Genomic DNA, 26206 nt, shown 5'->3' on the forward strand with positions numbered 1-26206 from the left:
AAAAGCCACCGGGCAATGGTGGCTTCTTGTGCAGCACTTAATACAACGTTCTGGAGCGAATAATGCACCACTCAAGCCAAACGATCAATACCCCCGCGAATGTCGCGACACGTTTTGTTGATTCTGAAAACGTGTCGCGCACCACCATGTCATCGCGCGAGATCGCCGAACTGGTCGAATCTCGCCACGACAGCGTGAAGCGCACCATCGAGCGCCTCCAAGAAAAGGGGGTAGTGAGCTTTACACCATCGGTGGAAACCTCGCACGAAGGTGCCGGGTCGCGCCCGGTTGAAGTTTATCTCGTGAACAAGCGCGACAGCTTTGTGGTTGTCGCCCAGCTCAGCCCTGAGTTCACAGCGGCACTCGTTGATCGCTGGCAGGAGCTCGAAGGCCAGTCTTCCAATGCTCAACCACTCACTACGATCCAAATTCTGCAGATCGCCATGGAGTCTGAAAAGGCCCGATTGATGCTGACCGCGCAGGTCGAGGCCCAGGCAGAGAAGATTCACTCCTTGGAAAACCTATTCAAGGAAGGCATGACCCACACCCAGTTCTGCAAGGGCCTCAATGGGGTCAACGTCATGCAGGTGGGCAAGTTCCTCGAAGGTCGGAGCTGGCTCTACAACGAGAGCAAATCCGGCCTGCGCTTCCGTGTGGCGTCCTACGCCCGCGACAAGTACATGACCGAGCACCAGCACGAAGTCACTCCCCACGGCAAAGAGCCGTTCGTTTCCTTCACGCCAGTTCTGCTCAAGAAGGGCGCCGTGCGCCTGTACGACCTGTACCTGGCCGGCGAGCTGCCAATGAAGAAGACCTGGGACGGGCTGTTCACTCACGACAAGGCTATGCGGGGTGCTGCATGAGCCGGATAACGATCGTTCTCGACAGCCCCACAGAGCCAATCCACTTGGGCATGACGCTAGCTGGCGGTCGCCTCACAAGCGCATGCCTCGGCGACCAATCAGAGCTTCTCGAGACAACCAAGAAGCTCCAGCGCGCGCTGTTCTATTACAACCAGATGCCAGAAGCCGAACGCCTCGCAATTGAGCGCGAAGCCGCACGCATCATCGCCAAATTGGAGGCCGCGTAATGGCCGGAGACTGGATAAAAATGCGAATCGACCTCCAAACCCACCCGAAAGTTTTCCGCATTGTGTCCGCATTGAAAGCGGACAGGTTGCGGGTTATTGGCGGACTGCATGTCGCTTGGAGCATCTTCGACACTCATTCTGCTGATGGCGTGCTGCTGGGCTATGACTGCAATGCGATGGACGCTGTGATCGGCTGGCCAGGGTTCACGCAGGCTATGATCGACGTGCAGTGGGCTTCTATCGATGAGGCTGGAAGCCTTGTAATGCCTCGCTTTGACGAGCACAACGGGGCAAGCGCCAAGCGCCGTGCGAACGACAATGAGAGGAAGCGAACCGCTCGAAAGTCGGTGAGTGTCCGCAAAATGTCCTCAAGTGATGCGGACGAAATGCGGACCAGAGAAGAGAAGAGAAGAGAAGATCAAAACCCTCTCTCTGCGCGAGAAGCTATCGACCCTCGCATGCCCAGCGAAATGACCCTCGACTGGCACCCGGACGACAAGCTGCTGAAAACCTACTCGGTTCACTCTGGCGTTGCGCTGGACCTGTTCACCGAAGATGCGCGCAGGGCATTCACTGCCCACTACGAGCCGCGCTGCCAGGTGAACACCCAGGCGGAGTGGGTGCAGATGCTGGTGAAGTGGGTGCTTAGCGATCGGAATCGAGCAGCATCGTCGAACGTCAGGCAGTTCACGCCGCGCCAGAGTAATGAGCCTGACTTCGACAGCAATGCCTGGGCCGAAGGCCTTGTGGTGAGCCCATGAAGCCAGCCAGCCAATTGATGGCGACCATGGGCAACCTTCCTGCCGTGCAACCTCACCAGCCTCTCCAGGTGACGCCGCAGACGGCGGAAGTGGTGAACGACCTGTTCCGTCGCCTGCGCGGGATCTTCCCGGCGTGGCGCCAAGCTTGGCCGTCCACTGAAGCGCTGGACGCCGCCAAGGCCGAGTGGATCAAAGAGTTTGCCGACGAAGGCATTCGCACGTTGGAACAGATCGAGTTCGGTATCCAGAAGTGCCGCAAGCTCAAGAAGCCTTTCGCGCCGAGCGTTGGTGAGTTCATCGCCATGTGCGTGCCGGGCCCTGAAGACTTCGGCATGCCTGCGCCGGCTGATGCGTGGCTCGAAGCGCTGATGGGCACCTACAGCCATGACGCGGTGAAGCTCGCATCGGAAGCAACTGGCCTGTTCGACCTGCGCGCAGCAAAGCAGGAAGACAAGGGCCTGCGTGCCAGATTCGACCGCAACTACGAGGTGATCCTGCGCCGCGCCCAAGCCGGCCAACCACTCGACGGCAAGATCCTGACCGGCATCGGTCACGACGGCCAGAAATCGGAACTGGAGTTGGCTGAAGAGCAGGCCCAGCAGTTCCAGGCGCGGCTTATCGAGCTGCAAGGAATCCCAGCAGACGGCGCATCGGCGCGAGAACTGCTGATGGCGAAATTTGGCAGGAGGGCTGCGCAATGAAACTCCATCGTTACATCTGGCCTGCCATGCAGGGCGCGGGGGCTGTCTTGTTGTTCATGGCTGCGATCTCGGCGGTCACATACCTGCTCGCACCTCCGCCAACGCTTGCGCAGATTTGCGCCCGCACCAACGAGAAAGGCTCATCCGCCTGGGTTGCCTGTGTAGACAAGATGATCCAGGAGCGCAAGCAATGACCACCCAACAACAGGCCAAATCCAGCCCAGTACGCCCGAAACCAACGCACAACGGCTCAGCCATGACCCCTGAACAGAAATTCACCGTAGACACCCTACGAGCCATTGGCTTCCAGATCGTCCTCCAGGCCAAGGACATCGTTCGTATGACCAAGGGCGCAGACAAGCGACTGGTGCGGGCTGACGGCAGCGTTATGCGTGCGAACCATATTGAGCGGGGAGTAGGGCGATGAGCGATTACAGCGAACTGAAGCGGCTGGCCGAGGCCCTCCACGGGGCTGAATGGCAATTGGTCGATGGCGATGGGTTCGATGCCGATAACAGGTTTGTTACGTCTCAGCGTCGAATCGACGACAACAAGGTCGCCTTTGCTGAAATTAATTACGGTCACCCTGAAGCGGGAATGGGCGAGCCATTCCAGAGCGAGCAAGTCACTGCCGGGGAATTCATCGCCGCGGCCAACCCTGCCGCAGTCCTGACCCTGATCGCCGACAACGAACAGTTGGCCAAGACTGCTGACTGCTGGGACAGGCTGAACGTCCAGAACAAGGCGCTCAGTGATTCGTTCAAAGCCGAGCGTGACCAGGCCGAGCAGGATTACAGGGATGTCGTCGGCGCCATTGAGCTTCGCGATATCGAAATAGCCAAGCTCCGCGCCGAAATCTCCGGCCTCAAGACCGGCTACGAAGCATACGAGCAGTTGAACGCCGAGCTGAAGGCTGAGAACGAGCGGCTACTCGATCAGGTCGGGGTGCTGCAGTCCGATGCTAATAGCTGGCAGTCCGGCTATGACGTGGGGCGGCATATGGGCACCAAGACGGTTTGGGCTGAGCGTCGGGCCGTCCGCAAGGATGCCGAGCGGTACCGGTGGTTGCGTGACGGTTGCGGAATCGTGGAATACAGATCCATAGCGACCATCGGCTCGGGAATGCTTCCCTCCGGCGAAAAGTTAGACGACGTCATCGACGCCGCCATGAGCAAGGCGGTGCAGTCATGACCGAGTTCGCAATTCGCAGCCAGCGCGACATCAGCCGCCTGATGGGCGTCCTCCACGCAACCGACTTCACCAAAACCAAGATCGTGGTCATCAAGGATGAGAAACGCCCGGACGTCTGCAACCGCAAGATGTGGGCAATGCTCAAGGACGTTTCCGAGCAGGTCATCTGGCACGGCAAGAAACTGAGCAGCGAAGACTGGAAGTGCCTTTTCAGTGCCTCGCTGGAGAAGCAGCGTGCTGAGCCTGGCCTCGACGGTGGATTTGTCGTCATGGCTGTGTCGACCAGCAAGCAGTCGCAGAAGTGGTTCAGCGATCTGTTCGAGCTGATGCATGCGTTCGGCGCCGAGCATGACGTGCGCTGGACGGAGCAGGACAAGTGGGGAGGGCGGTATTGATGAGCAGCTTCTACTGGAGATGGGCGACATCAACACTGCTCGGAACGCATTACCTCAGAAAGTATTGCCCGAAGTGGGACGCAGCGCTCAATCGACTGATCGACAAGCATTGGGAATCAGTGGAGGTCGGTGAGCATACGGCGAAACTAGGCGAGGCTCACGTCTGGATCAGCAACGCATTTTACTCATACGGAACTCAATTCATGGGGGTAGCTGAGTTCCGTCCCTCGGTGCGGACTATGCGTCGCCTGGATAGCCTCGTCCGATACGAGCAAGCCAAAAAAGAAGAAAAAAAGCGCGAGGAACACCTCAAGCAGATGGAGGGCTTTTGATGCTCGCCGCCAAACAACCAAAACCGAAGAAGTGCAAGAACCCAGCGTGCGGCATCAGCTTCCCGCCGCAGCGCTTGGGGCAGGCGGTATGCAGTCCGAAGTGCGCGCTTGCCATGGCGCCGGCGAACACCGAGAAAGCCCGTAAGGCAATCGCTCAGCGCGACCGCCGCGAGATCCAGGTGCGCAAGGAAAAGCTGAAGAGCAGGGCGGATCATCTGCGCGAAGCCCAGGCGGCATTCAACGAGTGGGTCCGCCTGCGTGACGCCGATCGCCCTTGTATCAGTTGCGGTCGGCACCACGAGGGTCAATACCACGCTGGGCACTATCGCTCTGTGGGAGCGAACCCCGAGCTGCGATTCGAACCGCTCAACGTGTGGAAGCAGTGCGCGCCATGCAACACGCACCTGTCCGGCAACCTGGTGAATTACCGGCTTTCGCTCCTGCAGCTGATCGGCCCGGAAAAGGTCGATTGGCTGGAAGGGCCGCACCCGGCCTGCAAGCACGCCGTCGAAGAAATCAAAACCATCAAGGCCGAGTACCGGGCAAAGACCAGAGAACTGAAGAAGGGGCAGGTAGCATGAAGATCAACTCAGCGCGCCAGGCTTGGCATGACTGCACCTACAACCCAGCGCCGGGCCAAACCTCTGACGTCGTCCAGTTGGGTGTGGTAGTCCAGAGCACAGAGCGCGGGCCATCGGCGAATCACGCAATGCACAGCGCGCTGGCCGGACACATCCAGTCGGCAATCGCCCGGCTTCACCCGCAAGTGCGCGTATTCGGAGAGTACATGTACGCCGCGAACCGGGACGACGATATCCGTGAGGCTGCGGAGGAGGTCGTCTTCGGCATGGTCGCCTCGAAGTCCAAGCGCATGACCGCGGCCAAGCGGGAGAAGCTGGAGTATGTGGTTAAGGGCGTAATGCGCCGGTATCGCTACATGCACCAGGGCGGACAGTCGTCCAACGAAGATCCGCTGATCAAGCCGGAAGGGTTCCGTTCGTGGCTCATGGTGGAGTACGGCGTGAGGATCGAATCGTGTGCCTGGGCGCGTGATTGGGAGCCTGCGATTCAGCTCGCATTCGACTGCTGCCAGGACTTGGATCGTATGGCGCTGAGCCCGATTGGCGCGGTGATTTATCAGATGAAAGAAGCCGCTTGACTTCCCGCACGGCTGGCGGCATCATTTTGCCACATTGAGTATTTTGCCTGCGGCAACTTGATCCACAAACCCCGCCATCGAGCGGGGTTTTTTGTGTCTGCGATTTCCAAAATCCCTCGGAACCTCTGATCGCCAAGTTCAGCGAGGGCCTCATTAGCGACTGACCTGGCGAATACCATGACAAGAACTATCGACGAGACAATCGAGCAGCTTCAATTCATCCGCGAGAAGAGCGGCGGGCACCTGCTGGTCCTTGGCATCCAGGAAGTACCAACAACTGAATATCGGAATGCGGGTGATGGCAGTGTTGAGGAATATGGCATCCGCTATTGGCCTGAGCCTGTAGAGGGCGGCAAGCAGTAAGCCTGCCGCCAGAACCGTCAGAGCTTTTTGGCTATTTTGCCTCCGCTCAGTAAGCGGTACTCGGTGTCGCTGACCTTCTGCACCGCTCCACCGCTCATGGTTTCATAGTTCTTTCTCTCGTCTCGCCATTGAGTCTCCCTAGACCCAAGAGGATCTATGCCGCTTTGCTCTGTTAGCTCGATGATGGTGAATGTCTCGCCATCGTTAGTAGCGGCGTGAAATCTAAGTGTTTCGATAGTTCTGGTTTTAATAGCCATTTGCATCATCCGTTTACAGCTGTAGGGGCTTGAACGGTAGCAGTGATATGGCATTTAGCCAGCCAAGGCTTTTATTTTTCGGATCGACACCCATTGCCCGCTCGTAACGGGCTTCTTTATTTCCCTTGGCTGCCACCTGTCAGCCCTTTTTATTCTCGCTCCCCGCAAGGGAGGTCATCGGATGAAGCTCATGCCCGAAAAGAACCCGGACACGTGGGCCGCCATCTGGGTGGCCCTGAGCAATCCACTTTGGCAGGGCGCAATCATGGCGATCCTCATCTCCTTTCTGCGTGTCCTGTATGACGCTAAAGAGACCAGCAAGCGCCGGATCTTCTTCGAAGCGCTGATCTGCGGTGGATTGAGCCTGTCTGCCAGTAGCGTCATCGAGTGGATGGCCTGGCCTTCGAATCTGTCCGTAGCTGCCGGGGGCGCCATTGGCTTCCTTGGGGTTACGGCGATCCGGGAAATGGTTACTCGGTTCCTGGGTCGGAAAGTCGACTCGCTATAGCTCGCGACACGTTTCGCGAATCAGTAAATTGTGTCGCGACATGGGAGAAGGGCATGAGCGATCAATCAGGCGAACACATCCATTGCTGGGATGATGGCCGAGGACGGCGAGAAGTATTCATTGATGGCGTCAAAGAACGCTGTGTCGTCTGGTGCGATACGAAGGCCGGCATTGCAGTAGTTGCCGACTGCCTGCTCAAGTCCATCGACGGCGAGACTGTCGACTTCCATCCCGTTTGGGGTGAGGTCGTAGTGGTTCCCATGCCTGCGCGGACTCCTTCGCGGATCCCCTTGCCGAATGGCAGCCTTCCAGTATTCACCAGCCAACGAACGAGCCATTGAATGACGTTCGAATGCATTGAATGAATCGTTCTGCGAAAACCAACCCCATGAATGAGGCTTCCAATGGCCCTATGCGGCGCATCCAAGCGCGGCAACGGGGAACCATGCAAGCGTCACGCGATACCGGGTTCCTCTCGCTGCAAGCTCCACGGCGGCAAGAGTACCGGGCCAAAGGATCAGCGGGGAAACAAGAACGCTGCCAGGCCCGGATCGATTTACAGCCAATTCCTGACAGAAGAAGAGCGGGCCGACTTCAATGCCGCCCAGCTCGATCAGATTGACGATGAGCTGAGGCTGACAAAGGTTCTGCTGGGTCGCGTGCTGCTCGCTGCTGGTGAGGGGCATGACCTGCTGGCCGACAGATACCTTGGCCGCATCGAGTCCCTGACCAAGACCAAAGAGGAATTGATCAGTAAGCGCCTTCTGAACGAGAAGCTGCGCCGCGAACTTGAAGACCCTAACCAGGGGCTGCCTGAACCGAAACAAGTAATCATCGGGGTGGAAGATGCGTCCTGTCCTGATGCTGAACAAACCGCAGTTTGAGTTCATCAAGTCGCACAACAAGTTCATGGCGTTCGTCGGGGGCTATCGTAGCGGCAAGACATTCGTCGGCTGCGTGCGGATGTGTATCAACGCGCTGGAGTTCCCGGGCATCCCGCAAGGCTACTTTGCACCGACCTACCCGCAGATCACTGACATCTTCTACGACACCATGCCTGGCGTTGCTGAAGCGTTCGGCCTATTCGCTGACATTGTGGCCAGCAACAAGCGTGTGTACCTGCGTGACAACAAAGGGCGCTGCCTGAGCACCATTGTGTGCAAGAGCATGGAGCACCCGCACCGCATCGTCGGCTTCAACATCGCGCACGCACTGGTCGATGAGATCGACTGTATGCCGATCAAGAAGGCCGACAGCGCCTGGAAGAAGATCATTGCGCGGATGTCCACGGTGTGGCCCGGGCGCGATCAGAACACCATCGACGTGACGACAACGCCCGAGGGGTTCAACTGGGTCTACCGAAAGTTCGTCAAGGAGCTGGCCGCCGATCCGTCGCAGCGTGAGTTCTACGGCATCGTGCATGCTTCAACGCGTCAGAACGCCAAGAACCTGCCAAAGGACTACATACCGTCCCTGCGAAAGACGTATCCGGCCAACCTGGTGGATGCGTACATCGACGGCCTGTTCGTCAATCTGACATCGGGCAGCGTGTACCCGAACTTCAACCGGTTCACCTGCCACACAAACGAGACAATTCGTCCAGGTGAGCAGCTGCACGTCGGCATGGACTTCAACATCAACCGGATGGCGGCGACGATCCACGTCATTCGCAACGGTCTACCGCTGCTACTGGAGGAGGCCACAAGCCTATTCGACACCCCGGCGATGATCGTTGAGTTGAAGCGCCGCTTCCCTGGGCACAGCATCACGGTCTACCCCGACGCCACCGGCAAGAACCGCAAGAGCGTCAGTGGCAGCGAGTCCGATCACAGCCTGCTTCGCGCCGCTGGGTTCATGGTGATGGTCAATCCGTCTAACCCCATGGTTCGCGACCGGGTGCTGGCCGTGAACGCCATGTTCCTGAATGGCGAGGGCCAGCGTAGATACCTGGTCAACACCGACAACTGCCCGATCACCACTCAGGTGCTTGAGCAGCAGGCATACGCCGAGAACGGCGAACCCAACAAAGACGGCACTGAAGACCCAATCGACGCATTGGGCTACTTCATTGTTCAGCGCTTCCCGATTGCGGGCGGCTACACACTCGCAAACGTGAGCAACTCATGAGCGCAATCAGCTACCTAAAAGACAGCCTGCAGAACCTTGTCGCAGGACTGGGTACTGCTCGCGACAAGGCTTCACATTCGAGTTACGGCGTCCCGATCATGGACGACCAGCAGCTCATCAACGCCTTCCGGGGTTCGTGGGCTGCGCGCAAGGGCGTGACCATCCCCGCGCTGGACGCCTGTCGCAACTGGCGAAACTGGCAGGCCAAGAAGGATCAGATTGAGCTGATTGAGGCCGAAGAGATCCGCCTTGATGTGAACGGCAAGATTCTTGAGGCGCTGATCAAGGCGCGACTGTTCGGCGGGGCCGCGATCTTCATTGGCACCGGTGAGCGCGACACGGCTTCTGAGCTCAATCCGGAGCGGATCGGGCAGGGTGGCATCAAATACCTGACGGTGATGACTCGCCGGCAGCTCCCAGCGACCGAGATCGAACAAGACCCGCAGAGCCCGCGCTTTGGCAAGCCGAAAGCCTACCGTCTGCCTGGCTCGACTGTGGAGATTCACCCGTCGCGGCTGGTGATCTTCGTCGGTGCGCAGCATCCAGACCCTGAGCTGGCTGACGGCACCCAGTTCGGGTGGGGTGACTCAGTACTGCTGGCGGCCATGCCCGCCGTGAAGCACTACGACGAGACGATGGCCAACGTCGTGAGCCTGGTCTACGAGGCCAAGATTGACGTAATCAACATCCCACACCTGATGGCCAGTCTTCAGGACAAGAATTACGAGCGGAACCTGCTGGAGCGTTTGCGCTTGGCTGCTACTGCCAAGGGCATCAACGGCACGCTGATCCTTGATGGAAACGAGACGCACAGCTCCAAGTCGGCCAACTTCAGCACACTGCCAGACATCATTGGCAAGGCTGAACAGGCAGTGGCGGGTGCATTCGATGTTCCAGGCTCGCGCATGTTCGGTACGTCCTCTGGTGGCCTGAACTCGAACGGCGAGGAGAACACGCGCAACTACTACGACAACGTCGCGTCACGTCAGAAGCTGGAGATCAAGCCAGCCATGAGCGTGCTGGATGAATGCCTGATCCGCTCTGCGCTGGGTAGTCGGCCCGCCGAGATCCATTACGCATGGGCGCCACTGTGGCAGCCGACGGCGAAAGAGCGGGCCGACATCGGCAAGACGACCGCCGATACGATCAAGACGCTGGGCGATACCAAGCTTTTCCACTCCGACGCGCTCAGCGAGTCCGGGGCGAACCTGCTGGTAGAAATGAGCATCCTGCCTGGCCTTGAGGCTGCGCTGGAAAAGTTCGGCACTGAGGCGCAGGACGAAGAGCCGGAAGACGACCCGAAAGACCCCGCTATCACCTGAGGCACCCATGAAAATTACCGATTCAGTTGTCCTCAGCGATGCATCACTGAGCGATTCCGGCTACCTGGAAGCTTTTGCCCGAACCGCGCGTACCGGAACTCAGCAATATCTCGGCTCCGAAGTTGGCCGCCCTGACCTTGCTGTAGTTACGGTCTATCGCGATCAGGCCGAGGTGTTCTCCAAGCGTTCGCTTCAGACCTTCTCGAAGATCCCGGTCACCAACGATCACCCAGGCCAGCCGGTCACTGCCGACAACTGGAAAGACGTGGCGGTGGGCACGACCGGCGACGACGTGCTGCGCGACGGCGAGTACCTGAAGATCGGCCTAAAGATCACCGACGCATCAGCAGTGAAGGCCGTGAACGACGGCAAGCGCGAGCTAAGCGTTGGATACACCTGTGTTCTGGTCTGGGAAGACGGCATCGCGCCGGACGGGACGCCATATCAGGCCAAACAAACCGAGATCACGGCTGATCACGTTGCCATTGTGCAGCGCGGCAGGGCCGGAACGAAAGCGCGCATCGGCGACGCTTGGGGCGTTGCCCCGATCACTGACCACAACCCCCAAAAGGAAAAACCCATGACCCTGAAGACGGTTACCGTCGACGGCATCCCGGTTGAAGTAACCGACCAGGGCGCCATCGTTATCGCTACCTTGCAGCAGCGCCTTGCCGATGCCAGCAAGACTCTCACCACTACCGAAGCCGGGCACGCTACTGCGCTGGCTACCAAGGACACTGAGCTCGCGAAGAAAGACGCCGAGATCGATGACCTGAGAGCCAAAGTGCTGACTGACGCACAGATCGACGCCCGCGTGAAAGAGCGCGCAGACCTGATCGGCATCGCCAAGTCCATCGTCGATGGCGACTACGCAGGCAAGAGCGCTGACGAAATCCGCAAGGCTGCCGTTACCGCCAAGCTCGGTGATGCAGTACTGGCTGGCAAGGGCGAAGCGTATATCGCAGCGCGCTTCGACATCCTGGCTGACGAAGCGGCGAAAGACCCGGTTCGCCAGCACCTGCTCCAGAAGGACGGAAAGCCGGTCGTTAATGCGGCTACTGACGCTCGCGCCAAGATGCTGGCCGACCTCAACTCCACTCAGCCAGCGAAATAAGGAGCCATCATGGCCGCTTATCAAACGACTTACCCGGACCGTCCGGCGAAAGGCCTTCACGGCGCTTCGGCAAACGAAGAACTCAAGAACGACATCAGCCGCACCATCGAAAACGCAGCAGGCGTTCGCTTCGGCGAGCCGGTGCAGCGCGGCGCTGGTGACCACGGCGTGATTCCGTTCGCTGCTGGCGGCAAGTTCGTCGGCATCGCGAAGCTGAACCCAGCGGTGCCGGCCGTAAAAACCGGCTCGACTCTGGTCGATGGCTATCCGCAGTACTTCACTGCCGCCATCCGCGAGCGCGGCCAGATGTACGTGACCGTCAGCACGCCAGTTGTCGATGGTGATCCGGTCTACTTCGTCACCGCGACGAACACCTACACCAACGCAGCGGGCACCGGCATCGTCGGCCCGATCCCAAGCACTTTCTTCGACACCACCGGCGCGGCTGGCGACATCGTGGAAATCTCCCTCAAGAACCGGAGCGCATAACCATGCCGCAAGCATTTGAAGACGCTCAAGCAGCGTTGCCGTTCGTTGTAGCCCAGGGCCGCAACATCGAAACAGCGATCTACGAGGCTCGCTACCCCGAGTACAGCTACCGCGACCTGATGCCGGTTGTCACCGAAGGCAACCAGTGGGCGATGGGCACTCAGTTCTACACTCAGCAACTGGCTGGTGAGGCCAAGTTCCTGTCCGGGGCTGGTAATGACATGCCGTTCAACCAGGTGTCGTTCGGCGAAGGTTCGCACGACTACGCCATGATCGGCTCCGGCTGGGAATGGAACCTGGAAGAGGTCAACGTTGCTTCGCTGTACGGTCGCAACCTGAACGACCTCAAGGCTCTGTCTGCCAGCCGTTCCACTGAGCGCTTGCTGTACGACATCGCCGTCACCGGTAGCACCGAGAAGAACTGGCGCGGCTTCGTCAACCAGACGAACGTCCAGACCATCACTGCCGCTGCAACCGGCACCGGCAGCTCAACGCTGTTCGCCAACAAGACGCCGCTGCAGATCCTGGCCGACCTGAACGCGCTGCTGAAGCTGGTTCCCAACGCCTCGAACAACGTCGAGCTGGCCGATACCGTCGCGCTGCCGCTGGAAGTGATGGACTACATCTCCACCACCTTCGTTGGCACTGAAGCGAACAGCCCAACCATTCTGGAGCGCTTCATCACCTCCAACGTGTACACGGCTCGCACCAAGCGCCCGCTGACCATCCTGACAGCTAACTCGCTGTCCGAGGCTGGCGCAGGTGGCGGCGGTCGTATCGTTGCGTACCGCAAAGCACTGGACGTGATCCGCTTCCATCTGCCAATGCCTCGCATGGTCCTGCCGGTTCACCAGAAGTCGATCATGGGCTTCGAGACCGGCATCATCGCTCGCACCGGTGGCGTTGAAGTTCGTCTGCCTGGCGCCATGGCCTACATGGACGGCGTGTCCGAGCCTGCATAAGGAGGCGATCATGAAAGTCAAAGTGACCAATAGCGGACTCTGCCCGCGTGGCGTGTGGGCTCTAGGTGTAATCAAGTTGGTTGGCATTGGCGCAAGCCGCGAGCTGATCCTGACTGATTCCGAGCTGGAAGAGGCCAAGAAGATCGAGATCCTGGCATTCGAGGAAGTCGAAGGTTCGGGCGACGATGAAAAGGCTGACCTGCTCGCTAAGCTGAAGGCGCTGGGCATCAATGCCAACGCCAACAGCAAGCCGGAAACGCTGCGCGCCAAGCTGGAAGAGGCCGAAGCGGCGAAAGCTTCCGCTGACGCCGATGCCGCTCTGAAGCTTGAAGTCATCGCCGAGCTGAAAGGCTTGAACGTTGAAGTCGACGAAGCTGCTTCGCTGGCTGACCTGCAGGCCGCTCTGGCAACTGCAAAAGCGTAATCCCCGCAAAACCCGGAGCGCTTGTCGCTCCACCTATTCGAGACATCCCGATGCCTGACTTTTACGGAACGCTGGCCCAGGCCGACGCGTATAACGCTGCCCGCGCCAATACTGCCTGGGTAGGCGAGGATGCAGCCAAGCAGGCCGCACTGATCCGGGCATCGGTCTACGTGGATGGCATGATCGGCCAGCCTGCAAGCGGTGTGGGCTGCGTTTACGTTTTCCCAGGGCAGAAGGCGGGCGGCTATAGCCAGCCCCTGCAATGGCCGCGCAAGGGGGCGATGGACCGCTTCGGCGAGACCATCCCGGAGGATGTGGTGCCCGTGGGCATTGAGTACGCAACCTACGAGGGCGCGCTGCGTGAGCTGACTCAGCCGGGCAGCCTAAACCCTGACTTTGTCCCGTCACAAGTGGTTCAGCGCGAGAAGGTAGGGCCGCTTGAAACCGAATACGCGGTATCTAAGAACGGAACTCCATCGGTCAGGCCGGTTATCGGCGCCATTGATTCGCTGCTGTACCCGCTTCTCGCCTTGCGCTGCCCAGAGCCTGCGGTGTTCACGGTATGAACGTCGCAGAGGTGCTTCAGCAGGTCGAGGCGCTTGAGCCTGGAATGCAGAAGGCCTATCTCGACTCGGTGCGAGCGACGGTTGATGCGGCTACCGTTGCTGAGGTAGAGCGCCTTCTGGCTGCCGATGATGAAAACGGCCTGGTCGAACTGCTCAGCCTGGGCGCGCTGTCCCTACTAATTGAGTCGGTGCGCTCAGCCTTCATTGCCGGCGCGCGCTTCGAGATGATCGCCATCGCGTTGCCTCGGGCTGATCGTGAGCAGATCGGTCGCAAGGAATTCGACGTGAACCGAGCTGAGGCCAGCTCATGGCTTGCTCAGCAAGTGACGGACACCCGAAACACCGCGACCGACAACGTCCGCGAGGCAATTCGCTCCGTGATGGGCTCACGACGAGTAATCGGCGGCATTCAGCCCGCCGGGCAGGTTGTTCGCACTGACCGTCAGGCGGCACTGGATCTGATCGGTCGTGTCAGCCCGCAGACAGGGCTGCGCACTGGTGGCGTCGTAGGGCTTCCTGGCAACTTCGCCCAGTACGTGGCGAATGCCCGTGCGCAACTGCTCAGCGGCGATCCTGCGCAGCTCAGGCAGTACTTGTCGCGTACCCGCCGTGATCGTCGATTCGACGGCATCGTCAGCCGCGCAATCGCAGCCGGCAAGGCCGTAGCCGCGAAAGACGTGGACAAGATCGCCGGCAGGTACTCGGAACGCCTGCTGAAAACGCACACTGAAATGCTAGCCCGCACCCTGGCGCATGAATCTCTGAACGCCGGGCGTGATCGGGCATGGGAGCAACTGGTAGAGCAGGGGATCGCTCGCGAGCGCGTTGAGAAGGAATGGCGCGACCGCAACGACGAGAAGGTGCGCAACAGCCATCGCTACATGCGAGGCCGGCGCGTCGGGCTTGGTCAGCCCTTCCAGACCAACAGCGGCGCCTTGCTGCGGTTCCCTGGCGATTCCAGCCTGGGCGCCGGTTGGGACGAAACGGCAAACTGCCGCTGCATAGCAATATATTTTCTAAGGGCCTGACCCATGCCAGACATTTATGACCGCAGCAAGGCGATGGCGGCGCGAATGCTTTCGCCTCGAAGCAAGGGCGGCAAGGGCGCCGAGTTAACGCTGACGAAGACGGAGAAAGGCCCGCGAGACCCTGATACAGGCGGATCATCCACTGTGGTGACCAGCTTCCTTGGTTCTGGCCTGCGCGAGACCTACGAACAAAAAGACATCGACGGCTCGCTAATCAAAATTGGTGACGTGAAGCTCCTTGTCTCCCCTGTCCAGCTTGCCGGGCCGGACATGCCTCAGCCCGCCACCCAGGACAAGGTCTTGTTCGACGGCAAGCTCTACACCGTTATTCAGGTCAATCCGTGGAATTACGCCGGCCTCGCGGTCGGCTTTGAAGTGCAGGCGAGGGCGTAATGGCGAATCAACCGCACCACATGACCGAAAGGTATGGCGGCCTGAACGGCTCGTTTGCTGAGACCCTGCGCCAGTACCGAGATCAGGCGCTGGCTGACATGGACGAAGTGTTCCGCAAGGTCGTCATCGAGATTGGGTCGTCAGTTATTCGGCTGAGTCCAGTTTTAACGGGCCGCTTTCGTGGCAACTGGCAGCTCACCATCGACGCACCGGCATCGGCAAGCCTCGACAACTACGACAAGGAAGGGCATGAAACGATCGCCACCCTTGTCTCTGATGCTCAGCCGCTGACCTTTGGGCAGACGGCTTATATCGTCAACAACCTGATTTACGCGGTGAGCTTGGAATATGGACACAGCAGGCAGGCCCTGACGGGCATGGTACGAATCACAAAGGAACGATTTCAGGACATTGTCGATCAGGCTGTCCGGGAGGTCGCAGAATGAGCCATGCCCGCGCACGACGCGCCATTGAGGTGAAGCTGGACGCCTGGGCAGACGCCAAGGGGATCATGATCGCGCACGGCGCCGAGCCATTCAGCCCACCAGAAGGCCAGGTCTATCTGCACGCCTTCCTTCTGCCGGCCAGCACCACCTGCCGCTACCTGAATGCGAGTGAACTGGAATACCGAGGCATCTATCAGATCAGCATCGTGACCCCGGCCGACCAGCTTATTTCTGTGCCCGAGCAAATCCTCGACGAACTCTCGGCGTTGTTCCCGGTGGATTCCTTGCTGGAAAGAGCGGGATTTTTGGGGCTGGTATCCAATCCAGTCGAACAGGGGCCGACCATCACGGAGCCTGACCGGTACACGGTTCCCGCGTCATTCACTTACCGCGGGAGCGCCCCGCCATAGGACAGAGCAATGCAAAAGCGTATCCCTTTACCCAACGGGACCACGATCTGGGTAAGCCAGGCCGTTGCACCTGGCACGCTTACACCGCCAGTTCCAAGCGACTCAAGCTGGATTGAGGTGCAGAAGGTAACGGCGCTGACCCATTCGGGCGGCGACGAGAAGTTCTCGGTTTACTCACCACTCGGCAGCTACGAAGACGTTCGCACACCGTCTGGCCGCAACCTGATGGACGTTCAAATGAGCTTCCAGGATGCGCCGGGATCGGCATTCGCAACGGCAATTGAGCTGGGCAGGGATTCCAGGGCGGCGCTGGCATGGAAGTTCAAGCTCCCCGGCGGCCAGGTCAGCATCGTGTTTTCGGGCTACGCCAGCGGCTCCATGATCCCGGTCCTTGACCGAAACCAACTGATGGTCATCGCTATCACCATAGCCGTGATCGGCACGCCAAAACGCATTACAGGCTGAAAAGCCAAGCCCATCAAGCCCTGGCACTCGCCGGGGCTTTTTGTTTCTGCCGCAAGGCAAACCGAATCCCTCGCGGGATATTCATGCTGGCTAGGGCTGTACACCCGAAAGGGACGGGTACGCCTCCGTCCCTGCCTGCATGCCTCTATTAAATGGCGAGTCAGGAGTGCGCAATGAACAATGTCATCCCTTTCAATTATCAAGGTCAAGCCGTTCGCTTTAACAGTGATGGCTGGATCAATGCGACCGACGTGGCCAAGCGCTACGGCAAGCGTCCCGTGGACTGGCTGAAACAAGATGAAACCCGGCAGTACCTCGCTGCGCTGGGCGAAGCTCTTAATTGTGGCCCTGAGTCACTTTTAGAAACCAAGCGCGGCCGCTACCAGAGCGGTACGTGGCTGCACCCTAAATTGGGTGTGGCGTTTGCTCGGTGGCTTGACATGAAATTTTCCGTTTGGTGCGACCTTCATATTGACGCGCTGCTCCACGGCGAGCTGAACGAAAAGCAGCAGCTCGATAAGGCTTGCAGAGAGCTGAGTGATTCGCAGAGTGGCGCAAGCATTGGCGGTCGCAAAATGGCCCTGCACCGATGGCACAAATCCAGGCTGGAAGGCCAGGTAGCCCATTGGCGCGACCAGCTTCAGCTTACGCTTGGCCTCGACGCCGCTTGACGATCACGAACGCCTAAAGGGGGCGCTCAAAGTGATGCACCCTTTGGCAAGCTCCATATAACCGAATGACTGCCCCGGCCTGGTGCAGCCATCAAGAACACCAAAACCCCAACAACCCGCCATGAGCGGGCTTTCTCGTTACTAAGAGGTAATACCCCATGGCTACTCGCATTGCGCTTCCGAACGGCGCGACTATGCAACTCGCAGCAAGCTTTTCTGCTGCCAAACTGATCACCGCCATCAGCAACGCCAGCCCTGCCGTGGCAAGCGCTACAGCGAACGGCTTGCTCGAGGGCGACATCGTCCTGTTGGAGTCGAGCTGGGGCAAGCTGAATGGTCGAGCCGTTCGCGTTTCCGATCCGGCCACCGACACGTTCTCGCTGGAAAACATCAGTACCGAGAACCTCGATTTCTACACCGCCGGCGGCGGCGCGGGCAACTTCCAGCTGGCGGCGACCTGGGTGGAAATCACCAAGATCACGGGTGTATCCCTGACCGGTGGCGAACAGCAGTTCCTGACTGTTGGCTACTTGGCTGACGATGACGACCGCCAGTACCCGACCAACCGCAACCCGATGAGCATGGCGCTGACTGTTGAAGATCAGCCGACAGCCGCCTATGTGCCAGTTGCTGAGGGCTACACCGACAACAAAACCCAGACCATCCTGCGTCTGAACCTGCCTAACGGCGACAAGATTCTGTACCCAGGCTTCTGCACCATCACTGATACGCCGACTCTGGAGCGTAATGCCCTGATGACCCGCACAGTGAACTTCGCCCTGTCCGGTCGCCCGGTTCGCTACGTAAAAGCCGCGTAACTCGCGGCTACACCCTCATCCATATCGAACAATTTTTCCTATTTCGCACCAGGAGCCTCACCCATGGCCAAGATTTCCATTCAGCAGAACCCAACCTTTAAAGTCGACGTGGAGATCCCGCGCATTGGTGACAAGGCAGTAAAAGTCCCGTTCGTGTTCGCCTACCTCAACCGCGATGAGCTGGCGGAGTTCGCCGATGCCAGTCTTCGCAATGGCAAGGAGTTGCGCGGCCTGATCGAAAAGGAAGGAACGATCCGCGAACTGTCGAGCGTGTCCGAAGACTTCCAGGTTGGCCAGCTACAGCAGATCGTGAAGGGCTGGGGTTTCGACGACGAACTGAACGAAGAAAACATTCGCGCCCTGGTTCGCAGCTATGCCGCCGTGCCTGATGCCATCGTCATGGCCTACCAAGAGTCGTACAACCAGGCTCGCAAGGGAAACTAATCGAGGTCGTCCGGGCGGTCTACACCCCATCCGCCACGGCCGAGCAGGCCGCGCTGTTTGGAATGAGCCTGGACGACCTGGAGGAAGAGGTGGAGCTGTGGGCCGTCAACGCCGAAGCCTTCAGCGTGTTCAACTCCATGAGCACGCAGTGGCGAGCGGGGATGAGCGGTGCGACCGGCCTGGACTACACTTCCCTGCCGATAGTGATGGACCTAGAGGGTGTCGACGCTGACGACCGCAAGCAGGTTTTCCGCGACGTGCGGACCATGGAGCAGGAAGCGCTGAAGACGATGGCGGATAATCAGGAATAGGGATATTTGGGCGACCGCCATGGATGGTGGTAGATTGCGAAGCTCTTAAAAGGGAGTGATGCGGATGAAAAGTGCATGGTGCTTCATGGCCCTGGCAGTGCTGTCAGGCTGTGGAAACAGCGATATCAACAAGGCCCGCGACGAACTGAGAAAAACGCTAAATGACGGCGACTCCGCAAAATTTCAAAATGAACGCGTGCTTTACATGCCGCCATCTAGAGAAAAAGTCGTTTGCGGAGAGTTCAATGCAAAAAACCTGATGGGCGCTTATACCGGCTTTCATCCCTATGTTGTCCAAAGTATTGACCTAAGCCCGTCCGCCAAATATCAGGATGAGAGCTATGTAAATGTTACATGCAGTCTCGCAAAACCCTGACCCAGATTAATTAAAAGACCCGCTTCGGCGGGTTTTTTTATGCCCGGAGAAAAGCATGACAACCATTGCCGAGCTTGGTTTAGCAGTAAATTCTGAGTCGGCAGTTCAGGCGGCTGATAACCTCGACGGGATGGTTGAGGCTGGCGCGCGCGCCGAGCAGGCCATCAACAAGGTTGCCGAAACGTCTGAGCAGGCGAAATCCAGACTGCTTGCTTTGGGCAAGGCCGCGCTGGAGTCGAGCACCTATCAAGAGACGCTGAATCGAGCCTACGAGGCCACGGCTGGCGCCTCTGCTGCTGCTGCACGCGAACAACTTAATCAGTCGGCAGCGTTGCGCCAGAGCGCCAAAGCCGCCTCTGAAAGCAGTGCCGCGCAGGAGAAGGTTGTCGCATCAGAGAAAAAGGCCACAGCAGCAATAGCGGAGCAACGGACCCAGCTTGAACAGCTCCTGGCAAAAATTGACCCGACCACCGCTGCATTGGCGAGGCTGGGCGATCAGCAGCGCCAGCTGGAGAAGTTCAAGGCGGCGGGGATTATCGACCCCGCAACCTTTGCTGAGTACAAAACCAAGCTTCAGCAAACCGAATCAGCACTGGCAAATTTTGGTACAGGACTCAACCGGACAGGTGTGTCGGCTAAACAGACTGAAGCGGCACTTCGTCAGCTTCCAGCCCAATTCACTGATATTTTCACCAGCCTTGCTGGGGGGCAGAATCCGTTGCTGGTGCTCATCCAGCAGGGTGGGCAAATCAAGGACTCGTTCGGCGGTATCGGGAACACTATCGATGTGCTTGGCGGCAAGGTAAAAGGCTTCTTTTCCTCGATCATTGGTAGCAGTAATGGCATTGCGGGCGCCGGCGCCGCCCTTGGCGAGCTTGCGTCCCAGCAAAATGCAGTAGCCGAAGGGTCGGAAGCGGCGGCGGACGGTCTTGAAGGAATGGCCGAGGGCGCGAACACAGCGGCTGACGCATCAAAAAATGCGAAAGAGGCTGCTAGCGCACTAGGGTTGACTGGCGGACCAGTATCAGCAGGACTGGGGCTGATTATTGGCGCCGCCGCGGCAGCAGCAGCAGCAATCGGACTGCTCATCTACGGCTACAACAAGGGCAGCCAGGAGGCCGACGAGTACAAGAAGGCGTTGATCCTCACTGGCAATGCCGCTGGCACATCCGCCGACCAACTGTCCGATCTGGCGCAGCAGGTGAGCGCCACCAATGGCACGACTGGGCAGGCTGCTGAAATTCTCGCTGGGCTGGCTAGCAGCGGGAAGATTGCCAGCGAAAGCTTTGAGCAGATCGCAAATGCCGCCATAGCGATGGAAGATGCCACCGGCAAGTCGGTAGATGCAACCATTGCCGAGTTCGTAAAAATTGCCAAGGACCCGGTCGCGGCGGCAAAAGAACTGAACGACCAGTACCACTTCCTGACTGCATCGGTCTACTCACAGATCGCCGCACTGAAGGAGCAGGGCGATACGGTCGGTGCTGCCGATCTATTGACCAAGACCTATGCCGATACCGTTCAGAGCCGATCCAAGCAAGTTACCGAGAATCTCGGCCTGTGGGAAAAAGCATGGAACGGCGTCAAGAATGCGGCCGCTGACGCAGTAGATGGCCTCAAGAATGTAGGTCGTGAACAGAGCTACGCAGATCAGATCGAAGAACTAAGGAAAAAGCTTACCGGCTCTGCTGCCTACGACGTTGGTGGTTTGCGCATGAACGCAGGCGCTGTCAGCCCGAAGGAGCGGGCTGATATCCAAGGGCAAATCAACTTCCTTGAGTTGCAGCGCGACGCGGATCTAGCGCGCACCAAGTATCTTGCTGAACAAGACAAGTCTCAGAAATACGCAATAGCCGGCATTGATCTGCTCAACCGCGAAAGCGAGGCGGCAGCCACAAGCGTCGACAAGCTGAATAAGCGAATCGCTGAGCTTGATAAAGCCCGCACCAAGAACATCGATAATAACTCTTGGTCTGCAGGCGATCAGGCTAAGTACGAGAAGGCTTTGGCAGCGCTGAAAAAGCAGATCGCCGACGACCAGAAAAAGACCAATAAAACGGCCGCATCTGCCGTAGACCTCACCTCCTTCAACGACGCCGACAACAAGCTCAAGGCGCTGACTGCCAGCTACCAGAACTCCCTCCGTATTCTGGATGCCTCGCAGAAGGCTGGACTGATCAGTTCTCAGCAGTATGCCGAGCAGAAGTCGGCATTGATCGGCAAGGAGAAGACTGAGATCGAGGCCGCTTATAACGGCCAGATCACGGCGCTTGAAGCTGTGCGCGACAAGTCCAGCACCACCAGCGCCCAGCGCATTCAGATTGACCAGAAGATAGCCGACTCCAGGTCGAAGATGGTCGATGCCCTGAAGAAGCTGGATGCTGATCAGGAGGTGCTATCCATTGAGATGCGGGGCCGAATTGAAAAGGACGAGGCGGCCATCAAGGCGTTCGCTCAGACCGTGCAGGATAGTCTCAATCTTGCCCAGCAAGAGCTGGACAACCAACTTGCCGGGTTTGGGCTGAGCGACAGAGACCGCGCGCGACTCAAAGAAGACTTGAAAATCCGCCAGGATTATCAAAAGCAAATGGAGCGGCTGACTCGAGATTACGGAAATATCGTTAATCCAACGAGCGGCGATAAGGATAAGTACAGTCGGGAGACGCAGATTCTTGAGGACACCCTAAATGAGCGGCTGTCCAAGCAAGAGAAGTTCTACAGGGACGAAGAGCAGCTTCGGGGCGACTGGTCGAATGGCGTGTCTCGCGCCTGGAGGAACTACGTCGATGAGGCCAGCGATGCCGCTGGAATGACTGAGTCTGCGTTCTCTGATGCCTTCACCGGCATCGAAGACGTATTTGTCGATTTCATCACCACCGGCAAGGCCTCTTTCAAGGACTTCGCCAACTCGGTGATTGCCGATCTGGCCCGCATTGTCGTGAAGCAGCAGGTGATCGCACCGCTTCTGAACGCGGTTTTCGGAGGTGGTGGCGGTGGCAATGGCGCGACCAGCTTCGGAAGCGCTGTCGGGTCGCTCATTGGAGGCGGAAACGCCTCCGACTCCAACGGCTGGGGCGGCATGGTTGGCCTGGGCAAAAACCTGTACTCGGCCTGGAGTGCCGTGACGGGTGTTGGTTCGTCCATCGCTTCCGGTTATGCGTCCGGCGGCATCGGCGGTGCGATTTCTGGTGGTGCCGGCTACTACGGCAACATGCTGTCCGGTATCGCTTCGACGTTAAGTAGTGGCTTTACCAGCTTGGTCGGCGGCAATATCGCCATCACTGGCGCAACAGCCGCAGGAACTGCTGCGACCACCGCAGCGCTGACCGGCGTTACTGCCGAAGTTGCAGCAAGTACAGCCGCGACGGTAGGTGCCGAAGGAATCACCGCTGCCATGTTAAGTGGAGCGGTGGCAGAGGGCGCTGCATCGGTGGGTACGAGCATCGGTGTGGCTGGCGCAACCACGGCGGCGGCGACGTCCGGCATGGCTGCCAGTGTCTCCGCGGCACTCAGCAGTGCAGCCGCCATGTGGCCGCTCGCGATCGTCATGGGCATGTATCAATCCGGCAAGCTGTATGACGCCGGTGTACGTCCCGACGCGGGCGAAATGCTGGATAGCGGAGGGCACACCGCCTTCGGCAAGGCCACCATGGCACCGCTGGCGATTCAGTCGGGAATCATGGAGATGACCGACAAAATCAACAGCAAGCTAGTAGGCGGAAAGCTGGCCGCGATCATCAGCGGCTCGACATTGCACCAAGCGGTATGGGGTGCGGTGGGCAAGAAGCTGTTCGGTGGCGCGTGGGAAACCAAGGACGGTGGTATCTCGCTCGGTGTTGATGATGGCGAATTCGACGCTCAGCAATACATCTACCAGAAGAAGAAAGGAGGCTTGTTCTCCAGCAGCAAAAAGCGCACGCGTTATAGCGAGCTCGACGCAGAGACTGAAAGCGCGCTCGGCGCCGCCTATAACGACAAGCTGCTCAATTCCATGGGGCTGTTTTCGGCACTCGGCGTTCAGCTCAGCGAGTCGGTATTCGATGGGCTGAACGTGGCGGCGACCAAGATCAGCACCCAGGGCAAGACGCCTGAAGCGATCCAGGAGGAGCTGGACAAGTGGTTTTCTGGCTTGGGTGACTCGGCCGTTTCGGCGATCAATGCAGCGACCAACTCCGGCCTGGAGAATTACAACTTCGAGACGCTGACCACGTTCGTCAACGACCTGTACAGCGTCAACGACTCATTCGACATGCTGGGTCTGAAGCTGTACGACGTGTCGGTCAGCACGGGATTCATGGCGGAGCAATTGATTTCCATGGCGGGCGGGCTGGAAGCCCTGAAAGCCGGAGAAAGTTCCTTTTTCGAGAATTTCTACACGGACACGGAAAAGGCCGACTACGCGCTGTCGACAGTGAACAAGCAGTTCGAAGCGATGGGCGTGAAGCTGCCGGGTACACGTGATGCGTATCGGGACATGGTCGAAGCGCTGGATCGGACAACCGAGTCGGGTCGGCAGATGTACGTCACGCTTACCAGCCTGTCCGGAAATGCGGCTCAAGCCTATTCGATCCTCGAGCAGCGCGCGGACGCTGCCGCAGCAGCCGTGCAAGCGATGTCCGAGCAACTGATCGGTGTAGCGGGCAACGCTCAAAGCGCCCTGCAGCGTGCAATCTCTGCCCAACAGAAGGCGACGACCGAGGCTTATAACGCGCGTGTCACCTCACTCAATGACATGGTCAGCACCGCGACAGAAAGCGTCAGCGGCCTGACTTCGGTCGGCAACGATCTGGGTGCAGCACTCAAGGCTCTGCGCGGCGACTCGGATGACGCCGTGAAGATGCTGCGCGCCCAGGCACAAGCCACGCTGCAAAGCGCGCTGGCCACGGCACGTTCCGGTGGTTCGCTGTCGGGCTTCACGGGTTTGAGCGATGCGCTGGATACGGTCAGCAACAACAACACCGACCTGTACGGCTCCATGGAGGATTTCGCGCGGGATCAAGGTCGCACGGCCAACGTTGTTGCCGAGCTGAACGGCATCAATGGCAAGCAGCTCACCACTGCAGAGAAGTCGCTGAAGGGATTGGAGACGCAAATCGAGCTGGCCAAGGCGGCGTATGACGCTCAGATGGCTCAGTTCGATTCGCAGTTGGCATTCGCCCAGGCGCAGATGGATGCGCTCAACGGCGTCGACAACTCGGTGATGGGTGTTACGGCGGCCATCAATGCGATGAACCTCGCGGTCGTGGCTGCGTTGGCGGGCATCACCGGTAAAGCCTCCGATGGAACCTCAACCAACAACGGCACGCTGATCGATTCGGTGTACCAGTCGCTGCTGGGGCGGGAGGCCGATGCAGCTGGCAAGGATTACTGGCAGGGGCAGCTCGCGAGCGGCGCAATCACCTATGACCAGTTGGCCCAGGCCATTGCTAACGCGGCCAAGGAAAAGGGCCAGGCAATCAAGGTGCCCGGCTATGCCAGCGGTGGTGACTTCGGTGGCGGTTTGCGCCTGGTGGGCGAGAACGGTCCGGAACTGGAGGTCACAGGCCCGAGCCGCATTTTCAATGCCAACCAGACGGCGTCAATGCTGCGGGGTGGCGGAGATAACGCTGCGCTCTTGTCCGAACTCAAGCAGATGCGTGAGGAAAACAAATCGCAGCGGTTCCAGATCGCCAAGACCAATCAGCAAGTCGCCTCGCTGCTTCAGAAGTGGGATACCGAAGGTGCGCCAAAAGAAAGGGACTACGCCATATGAGACTCATCAAGCCGGTTGAAATAACACCGGCCAAGTTGGTCAGCAGCAACGTGCCTGAAACGGACTTCGCGGCATGGGTTTCGACCACTGCCTACGACATCGATACCAAGGTGATTTGGAATCACCACATTTACCAAGCGCTGGCCGCCGTCCCGGCTGGAGTTAAGCCGGGGGAAGAGGTGATCGACAAGGATCATCCTGCCAAGTGGCTAGATCTGGGCTCTACCAATCGCTGGCGGATGTTCGACAACAAGGTGGAGTCGCTGACTACCAACCCCGACACGATTGAAGTCACGATCAAGCCGGGGGCGGTGGTCAATTCCCTGGCCTTGTTCAACCTCAAGGGCAAGTCGGTCACCGTCTCGATGGTCGATGCACTGGAAGGGGAGGTGTACCGCAAAGAGATCAGCCTGGTCGATGCGGGAGTGACTAACTGGTACGACTGGTTTTTCGAGCCAATCGGCATTCGCACTGACGTTGTGGTGCTTGATATGCCGGCTTACGGCTCGGCCAATATCGTACTGACCATCGATGCCGGAGCCGAGGTGGCAGCGGTTGGGCACTTGGTGATCGGCGCTGTGAAGCAAATCGGCACCGCCTTGTATGGCAGTTCCGTGGGCATCAACGACTACAGCCGTAAATCCACGGACGACTTCGGCAACACCGTTGTCATTCAGCGTTCGTTCTCCAATCGAGCTGACTTCGATATCGCTCTCGACACGTCTGAGGTGACGAGGGTCCGGCGATTGCTGGCCGATCTGCGTGCCACGCCGGTGGTGTGGATTGGCGAGGAATCTTATGAGGCCACCATCCTGTTCGGCTTTTACAAGGACTTTCAGATCGTGTTCTCGGGCCCGACTGTTTCCGACTGTTCCATCACTGTTGAAGGGGTTATCTGATGGCCGTACCTGCTATATCGAATTTGCCACCGGCACCCAGCCGTAGCGATGGCCCTGCAGACTTCACGCCGAAATCTGATGCCATGATTGGCGCGCTGCAGCCAATGGTGGTGCAGCTCAACGCTTCCTTTGTCTGGGTCGCCACCCAGGTCAATGCGGCCGAAGCCTACAAGAACGCCGCTGCCGACTCGGCCGACGCAGCAGCCGATTCGGCCTCTGCCGCAAACAACTCAAAAAACGCCGCCGAACAATCGGCCATCGACGCCACCAACAATGGCGAGGCGCAGGTGGCCTTGGCTGCTGCCCAAGCCAGTAACGCCGCCGTGCAGGCCAGTAACGCAGCCGCATCCGCCACAGCCGCTGAGTCCGCGCAAGGCTCGATTGGTAATCTCGCCCTTATGCACTCCGCCGCCCTGTCATTCTAAGGAACTA

36 protein-coding genes are annotated in these 26206 nt (G+C 58.8%); 34 read left to right on the forward strand and 2 right to left on the reverse strand.

Translation table 11 applies throughout. The annotated features are described in order from the left end of the window. Window positions 1–62 precede the first annotated feature (62 nt). The 12 genes from K5E40_RS03790 to K5E40_RS03845 all read left to right on the forward strand — a co-directional run bounded on the left by K5E40_RS03790 (window position 63) and on the right by K5E40_RS03845 (window position 5992). A complete protein-coding gene (locus K5E40_RS03790) occupies window positions 63–863 on the forward strand; it encodes a Rha family transcriptional regulator (RefSeq protein WP_260455505.1) in 801 nt (266 codons plus the stop codon). After that, on the forward strand, window positions 860–1090 hold the full coding sequence (locus K5E40_RS03795; protein ID WP_048375916.1) for a hypothetical protein: 231 nt from the start codon (window positions 860–862) through the stop codon (window positions 1088–1090). The genes K5E40_RS03790 and K5E40_RS03795 overlap by 4 nt, the downstream gene beginning before the upstream one ends. Beyond that, a complete protein-coding gene (locus K5E40_RS03800) occupies window positions 1090–1851 on the forward strand; it encodes a DnaT-like ssDNA-binding domain-containing protein (protein WP_221729694.1) in 762 nt (253 codons plus the stop codon). The genes K5E40_RS03795 and K5E40_RS03800 overlap by 1 nt, the downstream gene beginning before the upstream one ends. After that, window positions 1848–2552 (forward strand): replication protein P, encoded by a 705-nt coding sequence (locus K5E40_RS03805; protein ID WP_221729695.1) that lies wholly within the window; start codon window positions 1848–1850, stop codon window positions 2550–2552. The genes K5E40_RS03800 and K5E40_RS03805 overlap by 4 nt, the downstream gene beginning before the upstream one ends. Continuing rightward, complete coding sequence (locus K5E40_RS03810) at window positions 2549–2746, forward strand: hypothetical protein (RefSeq protein WP_221729696.1); 198 nt, start codon at window positions 2549–2551, stop codon at window positions 2744–2746. Before K5E40_RS03805 ends, K5E40_RS03810 begins: the two co-directional genes overlap by 4 nt. Further along, window positions 2743–2979, forward strand: coding sequence for a hypothetical protein (locus K5E40_RS03815; RefSeq protein WP_221729697.1), 237 nt, complete (start codon window positions 2743–2745; stop codon window positions 2977–2979). Before K5E40_RS03810 ends, K5E40_RS03815 begins: the two co-directional genes overlap by 4 nt. Then, complete coding sequence (locus tag K5E40_RS03820) at window positions 2976–3743, forward strand: hypothetical protein (protein WP_221729698.1); 768 nt, start codon at window positions 2976–2978, stop codon at window positions 3741–3743. The genes K5E40_RS03815 and K5E40_RS03820 overlap by 4 nt, the downstream gene beginning before the upstream one ends. Then, window positions 3740–4138: a recombination protein NinB gene (locus K5E40_RS03825; RefSeq protein WP_221729699.1), complete on the forward strand. Its 399-nt coding sequence runs from the start codon at window positions 3740–3742 to the stop codon at window positions 4136–4138. The genes K5E40_RS03820 and K5E40_RS03825 overlap by 4 nt, the downstream gene beginning before the upstream one ends. Further along, window positions 4138–4470: a hypothetical protein gene (locus tag K5E40_RS03830; protein ID WP_221729700.1), complete on the forward strand. Its 333-nt coding sequence runs from the start codon at window positions 4138–4140 to the stop codon at window positions 4468–4470. The genes K5E40_RS03825 and K5E40_RS03830 overlap by 1 nt, the downstream gene beginning before the upstream one ends. Then, the gene (locus tag K5E40_RS03835; protein WP_221729701.1) at window positions 4470–5051 is read left to right on the forward strand and encodes a recombination protein NinG; all 582 of its coding nucleotides are present in this window, start codon (window positions 4470–4472) and stop codon (window positions 5049–5051) included. Before K5E40_RS03830 ends, K5E40_RS03835 begins: the two co-directional genes overlap by 1 nt. Continuing rightward, window positions 5048–5629, forward strand: coding sequence for a hypothetical protein (locus K5E40_RS03840; protein WP_221729702.1), 582 nt, complete (start codon window positions 5048–5050; stop codon window positions 5627–5629). Before K5E40_RS03835 ends, K5E40_RS03840 begins: the two co-directional genes overlap by 4 nt. Before the next feature lie 177 nt (window positions 5630–5806). Further along, on the forward strand, window positions 5807–5992 hold the full coding sequence (locus K5E40_RS03845) for a hypothetical protein (RefSeq protein WP_221729703.1): 186 nt from the start codon (window positions 5807–5809) through the stop codon (window positions 5990–5992). A 17-nt stretch (window positions 5993–6009) separates the two neighbouring features. On the opposite strand, the gene K5E40_RS03850 is transcribed toward K5E40_RS03845, so the two are convergent. Beyond that, on the reverse strand, window positions 6010–6249 hold the full coding sequence (locus K5E40_RS03850) for a hypothetical protein (protein WP_221729704.1): 240 nt from the start codon (window positions 6247–6249) through the stop codon (window positions 6010–6012). Between the two features lie 181 nt (window positions 6250–6430). Between K5E40_RS03850 and K5E40_RS03855 the strand changes: the two genes are divergently transcribed. Further along, the gene (locus K5E40_RS03855; RefSeq protein ID WP_221729705.1) at window positions 6431–6757 is read left to right on the forward strand and encodes a phage holin, lambda family; all 327 of its coding nucleotides are present in this window, start codon (window positions 6431–6433) and stop codon (window positions 6755–6757) included. A gap of 65 nt (window positions 6758–6822) precedes the next feature. Here the strand turns inward: K5E40_RS03855 and K5E40_RS03860 are convergent, their stop codons facing one another. After that, window positions 6823–7095: a hypothetical protein gene (locus K5E40_RS03860; RefSeq protein ID WP_221729706.1), complete on the reverse strand. Its 273-nt coding sequence runs from the start codon at window positions 7093–7095 to the stop codon at window positions 6823–6825. A 66-nt stretch (window positions 7096–7161) separates the two neighbouring features. Here K5E40_RS03860 and K5E40_RS03865 point away from each other — a divergent pair, with 66 nt between their 5' ends. From K5E40_RS03865 to K5E40_RS03965, 21 genes are all read left to right on the forward strand, one after another. Beyond that, complete coding sequence (locus K5E40_RS03865; protein ID WP_260455506.1) at window positions 7162–7641, forward strand: HGGxSTG domain-containing protein; 480 nt, start codon at window positions 7162–7164, stop codon at window positions 7639–7641. Further along, complete coding sequence (locus tag K5E40_RS03870; protein WP_221729708.1) at window positions 7604–8884, forward strand: terminase large subunit domain-containing protein; 1281 nt, start codon at window positions 7604–7606, stop codon at window positions 8882–8884. The genes K5E40_RS03865 and K5E40_RS03870 overlap by 38 nt, the downstream gene beginning before the upstream one ends. Then, a complete protein-coding gene (locus tag K5E40_RS03875) occupies window positions 8881–10206 on the forward strand; it encodes a DUF1073 domain-containing protein (RefSeq protein WP_221729709.1) in 1326 nt (441 codons plus the stop codon). The genes K5E40_RS03870 and K5E40_RS03875 overlap by 4 nt, the downstream gene beginning before the upstream one ends. 7 nt (window positions 10207–10213) lie before the next feature. Further along, complete coding sequence (locus K5E40_RS03880; RefSeq protein ID WP_221729710.1) at window positions 10214–11320, forward strand: DUF2213 domain-containing protein; 1107 nt, start codon at window positions 10214–10216, stop codon at window positions 11318–11320. A gap of 9 nt (window positions 11321–11329) precedes the next feature. Continuing rightward, window positions 11330–11809, forward strand: a complete 480-nt coding sequence (locus K5E40_RS03885; RefSeq protein WP_221729711.1) for a hypothetical protein — start codon at window positions 11330–11332, stop codon at window positions 11807–11809. Window positions 11810–11811: 2 nt separating this feature from the next. Continuing rightward, window positions 11812–12771 (forward strand): DUF2184 domain-containing protein, encoded by a 960-nt coding sequence (locus K5E40_RS03890; RefSeq protein ID WP_221729712.1) that lies wholly within the window; start codon window positions 11812–11814, stop codon window positions 12769–12771. Window positions 12772–12781: 10 nt separating this feature from the next. Beyond that, complete coding sequence (locus K5E40_RS03895) at window positions 12782–13195, forward strand: hypothetical protein (RefSeq protein ID WP_221729713.1); 414 nt, start codon at window positions 12782–12784, stop codon at window positions 13193–13195. Between the two features lie 50 nt (window positions 13196–13245). Then, on the forward strand, window positions 13246–13761 hold the full coding sequence (locus K5E40_RS03900) for a DnaT-like ssDNA-binding protein (RefSeq protein WP_221729714.1): 516 nt from the start codon (window positions 13246–13248) through the stop codon (window positions 13759–13761). Further along, entirely contained in the window at window positions 13758–14789 is a 1032-nt protein-coding gene (locus K5E40_RS03905; RefSeq protein ID WP_221729715.1) for a phage head morphogenesis protein, read from the forward strand. The genes K5E40_RS03900 and K5E40_RS03905 overlap by 4 nt, the downstream gene beginning before the upstream one ends. A 3-nt stretch (window positions 14790–14792) precedes the next feature. Beyond that, window positions 14793–15182, forward strand: coding sequence for a hypothetical protein (locus K5E40_RS03910; protein ID WP_083333721.1), 390 nt, complete (start codon window positions 14793–14795; stop codon window positions 15180–15182). Then, window positions 15182–15628, forward strand: a complete 447-nt coding sequence (locus tag K5E40_RS03915) for an HK97 gp10 family phage protein (RefSeq protein WP_221729716.1) — start codon at window positions 15182–15184, stop codon at window positions 15626–15628. The genes K5E40_RS03910 and K5E40_RS03915 overlap by 1 nt, the downstream gene beginning before the upstream one ends. Next, on the forward strand, window positions 15625–16038 hold the full coding sequence (locus K5E40_RS03920; RefSeq protein WP_221729717.1) for a phage tail terminator-like protein: 414 nt from the start codon (window positions 15625–15627) through the stop codon (window positions 16036–16038). Before K5E40_RS03915 ends, K5E40_RS03920 begins: the two co-directional genes overlap by 4 nt. A gap of 9 nt (window positions 16039–16047) precedes the next feature. Then, on the forward strand, window positions 16048–16503 hold the full coding sequence (locus K5E40_RS03925) for a phage tail protein (RefSeq protein ID WP_221729718.1): 456 nt from the start codon (window positions 16048–16050) through the stop codon (window positions 16501–16503). A 173-nt stretch (window positions 16504–16676) separates the two neighbouring features. Then, on the forward strand, window positions 16677–17174 hold the full coding sequence (locus K5E40_RS03930; protein WP_221729719.1) for a KilA-N domain-containing protein: 498 nt from the start codon (window positions 16677–16679) through the stop codon (window positions 17172–17174). A 158-nt stretch (window positions 17175–17332) separates the two neighbouring features. After that, window positions 17333–17992 (forward strand): phage tail protein, encoded by a 660-nt coding sequence (locus tag K5E40_RS03935; protein ID WP_221729720.1) that lies wholly within the window; start codon window positions 17333–17335, stop codon window positions 17990–17992. A 63-nt stretch (window positions 17993–18055) separates the two neighbouring features. Next, window positions 18056–18436 carry a phage tail assembly chaperone gene (locus K5E40_RS03940; protein ID WP_221729721.1) on the forward strand — a complete coding sequence of 127 codons (381 nt, stop codon included), beginning with the start codon at window positions 18056–18058 and terminating at the stop codon, window positions 18434–18436. 62 nt (window positions 18437–18498) lie between these two features. Next, complete coding sequence (locus tag K5E40_RS03945; RefSeq protein ID WP_083333716.1) at window positions 18499–18747, forward strand: DUF1799 domain-containing protein; 249 nt, start codon at window positions 18499–18501, stop codon at window positions 18745–18747. 64 nt (window positions 18748–18811) lie between these two features. Continuing rightward, window positions 18812–19123 (forward strand): hypothetical protein, encoded by a 312-nt coding sequence (locus K5E40_RS03950; protein WP_083333715.1) that lies wholly within the window; start codon window positions 18812–18814, stop codon window positions 19121–19123. A gap of 55 nt (window positions 19124–19178) precedes the next feature. Beyond that, window positions 19179–24875, forward strand: a complete 5697-nt coding sequence (locus K5E40_RS03955; protein WP_221729722.1) for a phage tail tape measure protein — start codon at window positions 19179–19181, stop codon at window positions 24873–24875. Beyond that, window positions 24872–25774 carry a hypothetical protein gene (locus K5E40_RS03960; protein WP_221729723.1) on the forward strand — a complete coding sequence of 301 codons (903 nt, stop codon included), beginning with the start codon at window positions 24872–24874 and terminating at the stop codon, window positions 25772–25774. Before K5E40_RS03955 ends, K5E40_RS03960 begins: the two co-directional genes overlap by 4 nt. Further along, window positions 25774–26199 carry a hypothetical protein gene (locus tag K5E40_RS03965; protein ID WP_221729724.1) on the forward strand — a complete coding sequence of 142 codons (426 nt, stop codon included), beginning with the start codon at window positions 25774–25776 and terminating at the stop codon, window positions 26197–26199. The genes K5E40_RS03960 and K5E40_RS03965 overlap by 1 nt, the downstream gene beginning before the upstream one ends. Window positions 26200–26206: the final 7 nt, after the last annotated feature.

The sequence above is a fragment of the Pseudomonas baetica genome (assembly GCF_019733355.1).
Taxonomy (GTDB): domain Bacteria; phylum Pseudomonadota; class Gammaproteobacteria; order Pseudomonadales; family Pseudomonadaceae; genus Aquipseudomonas; species Aquipseudomonas baetica_A.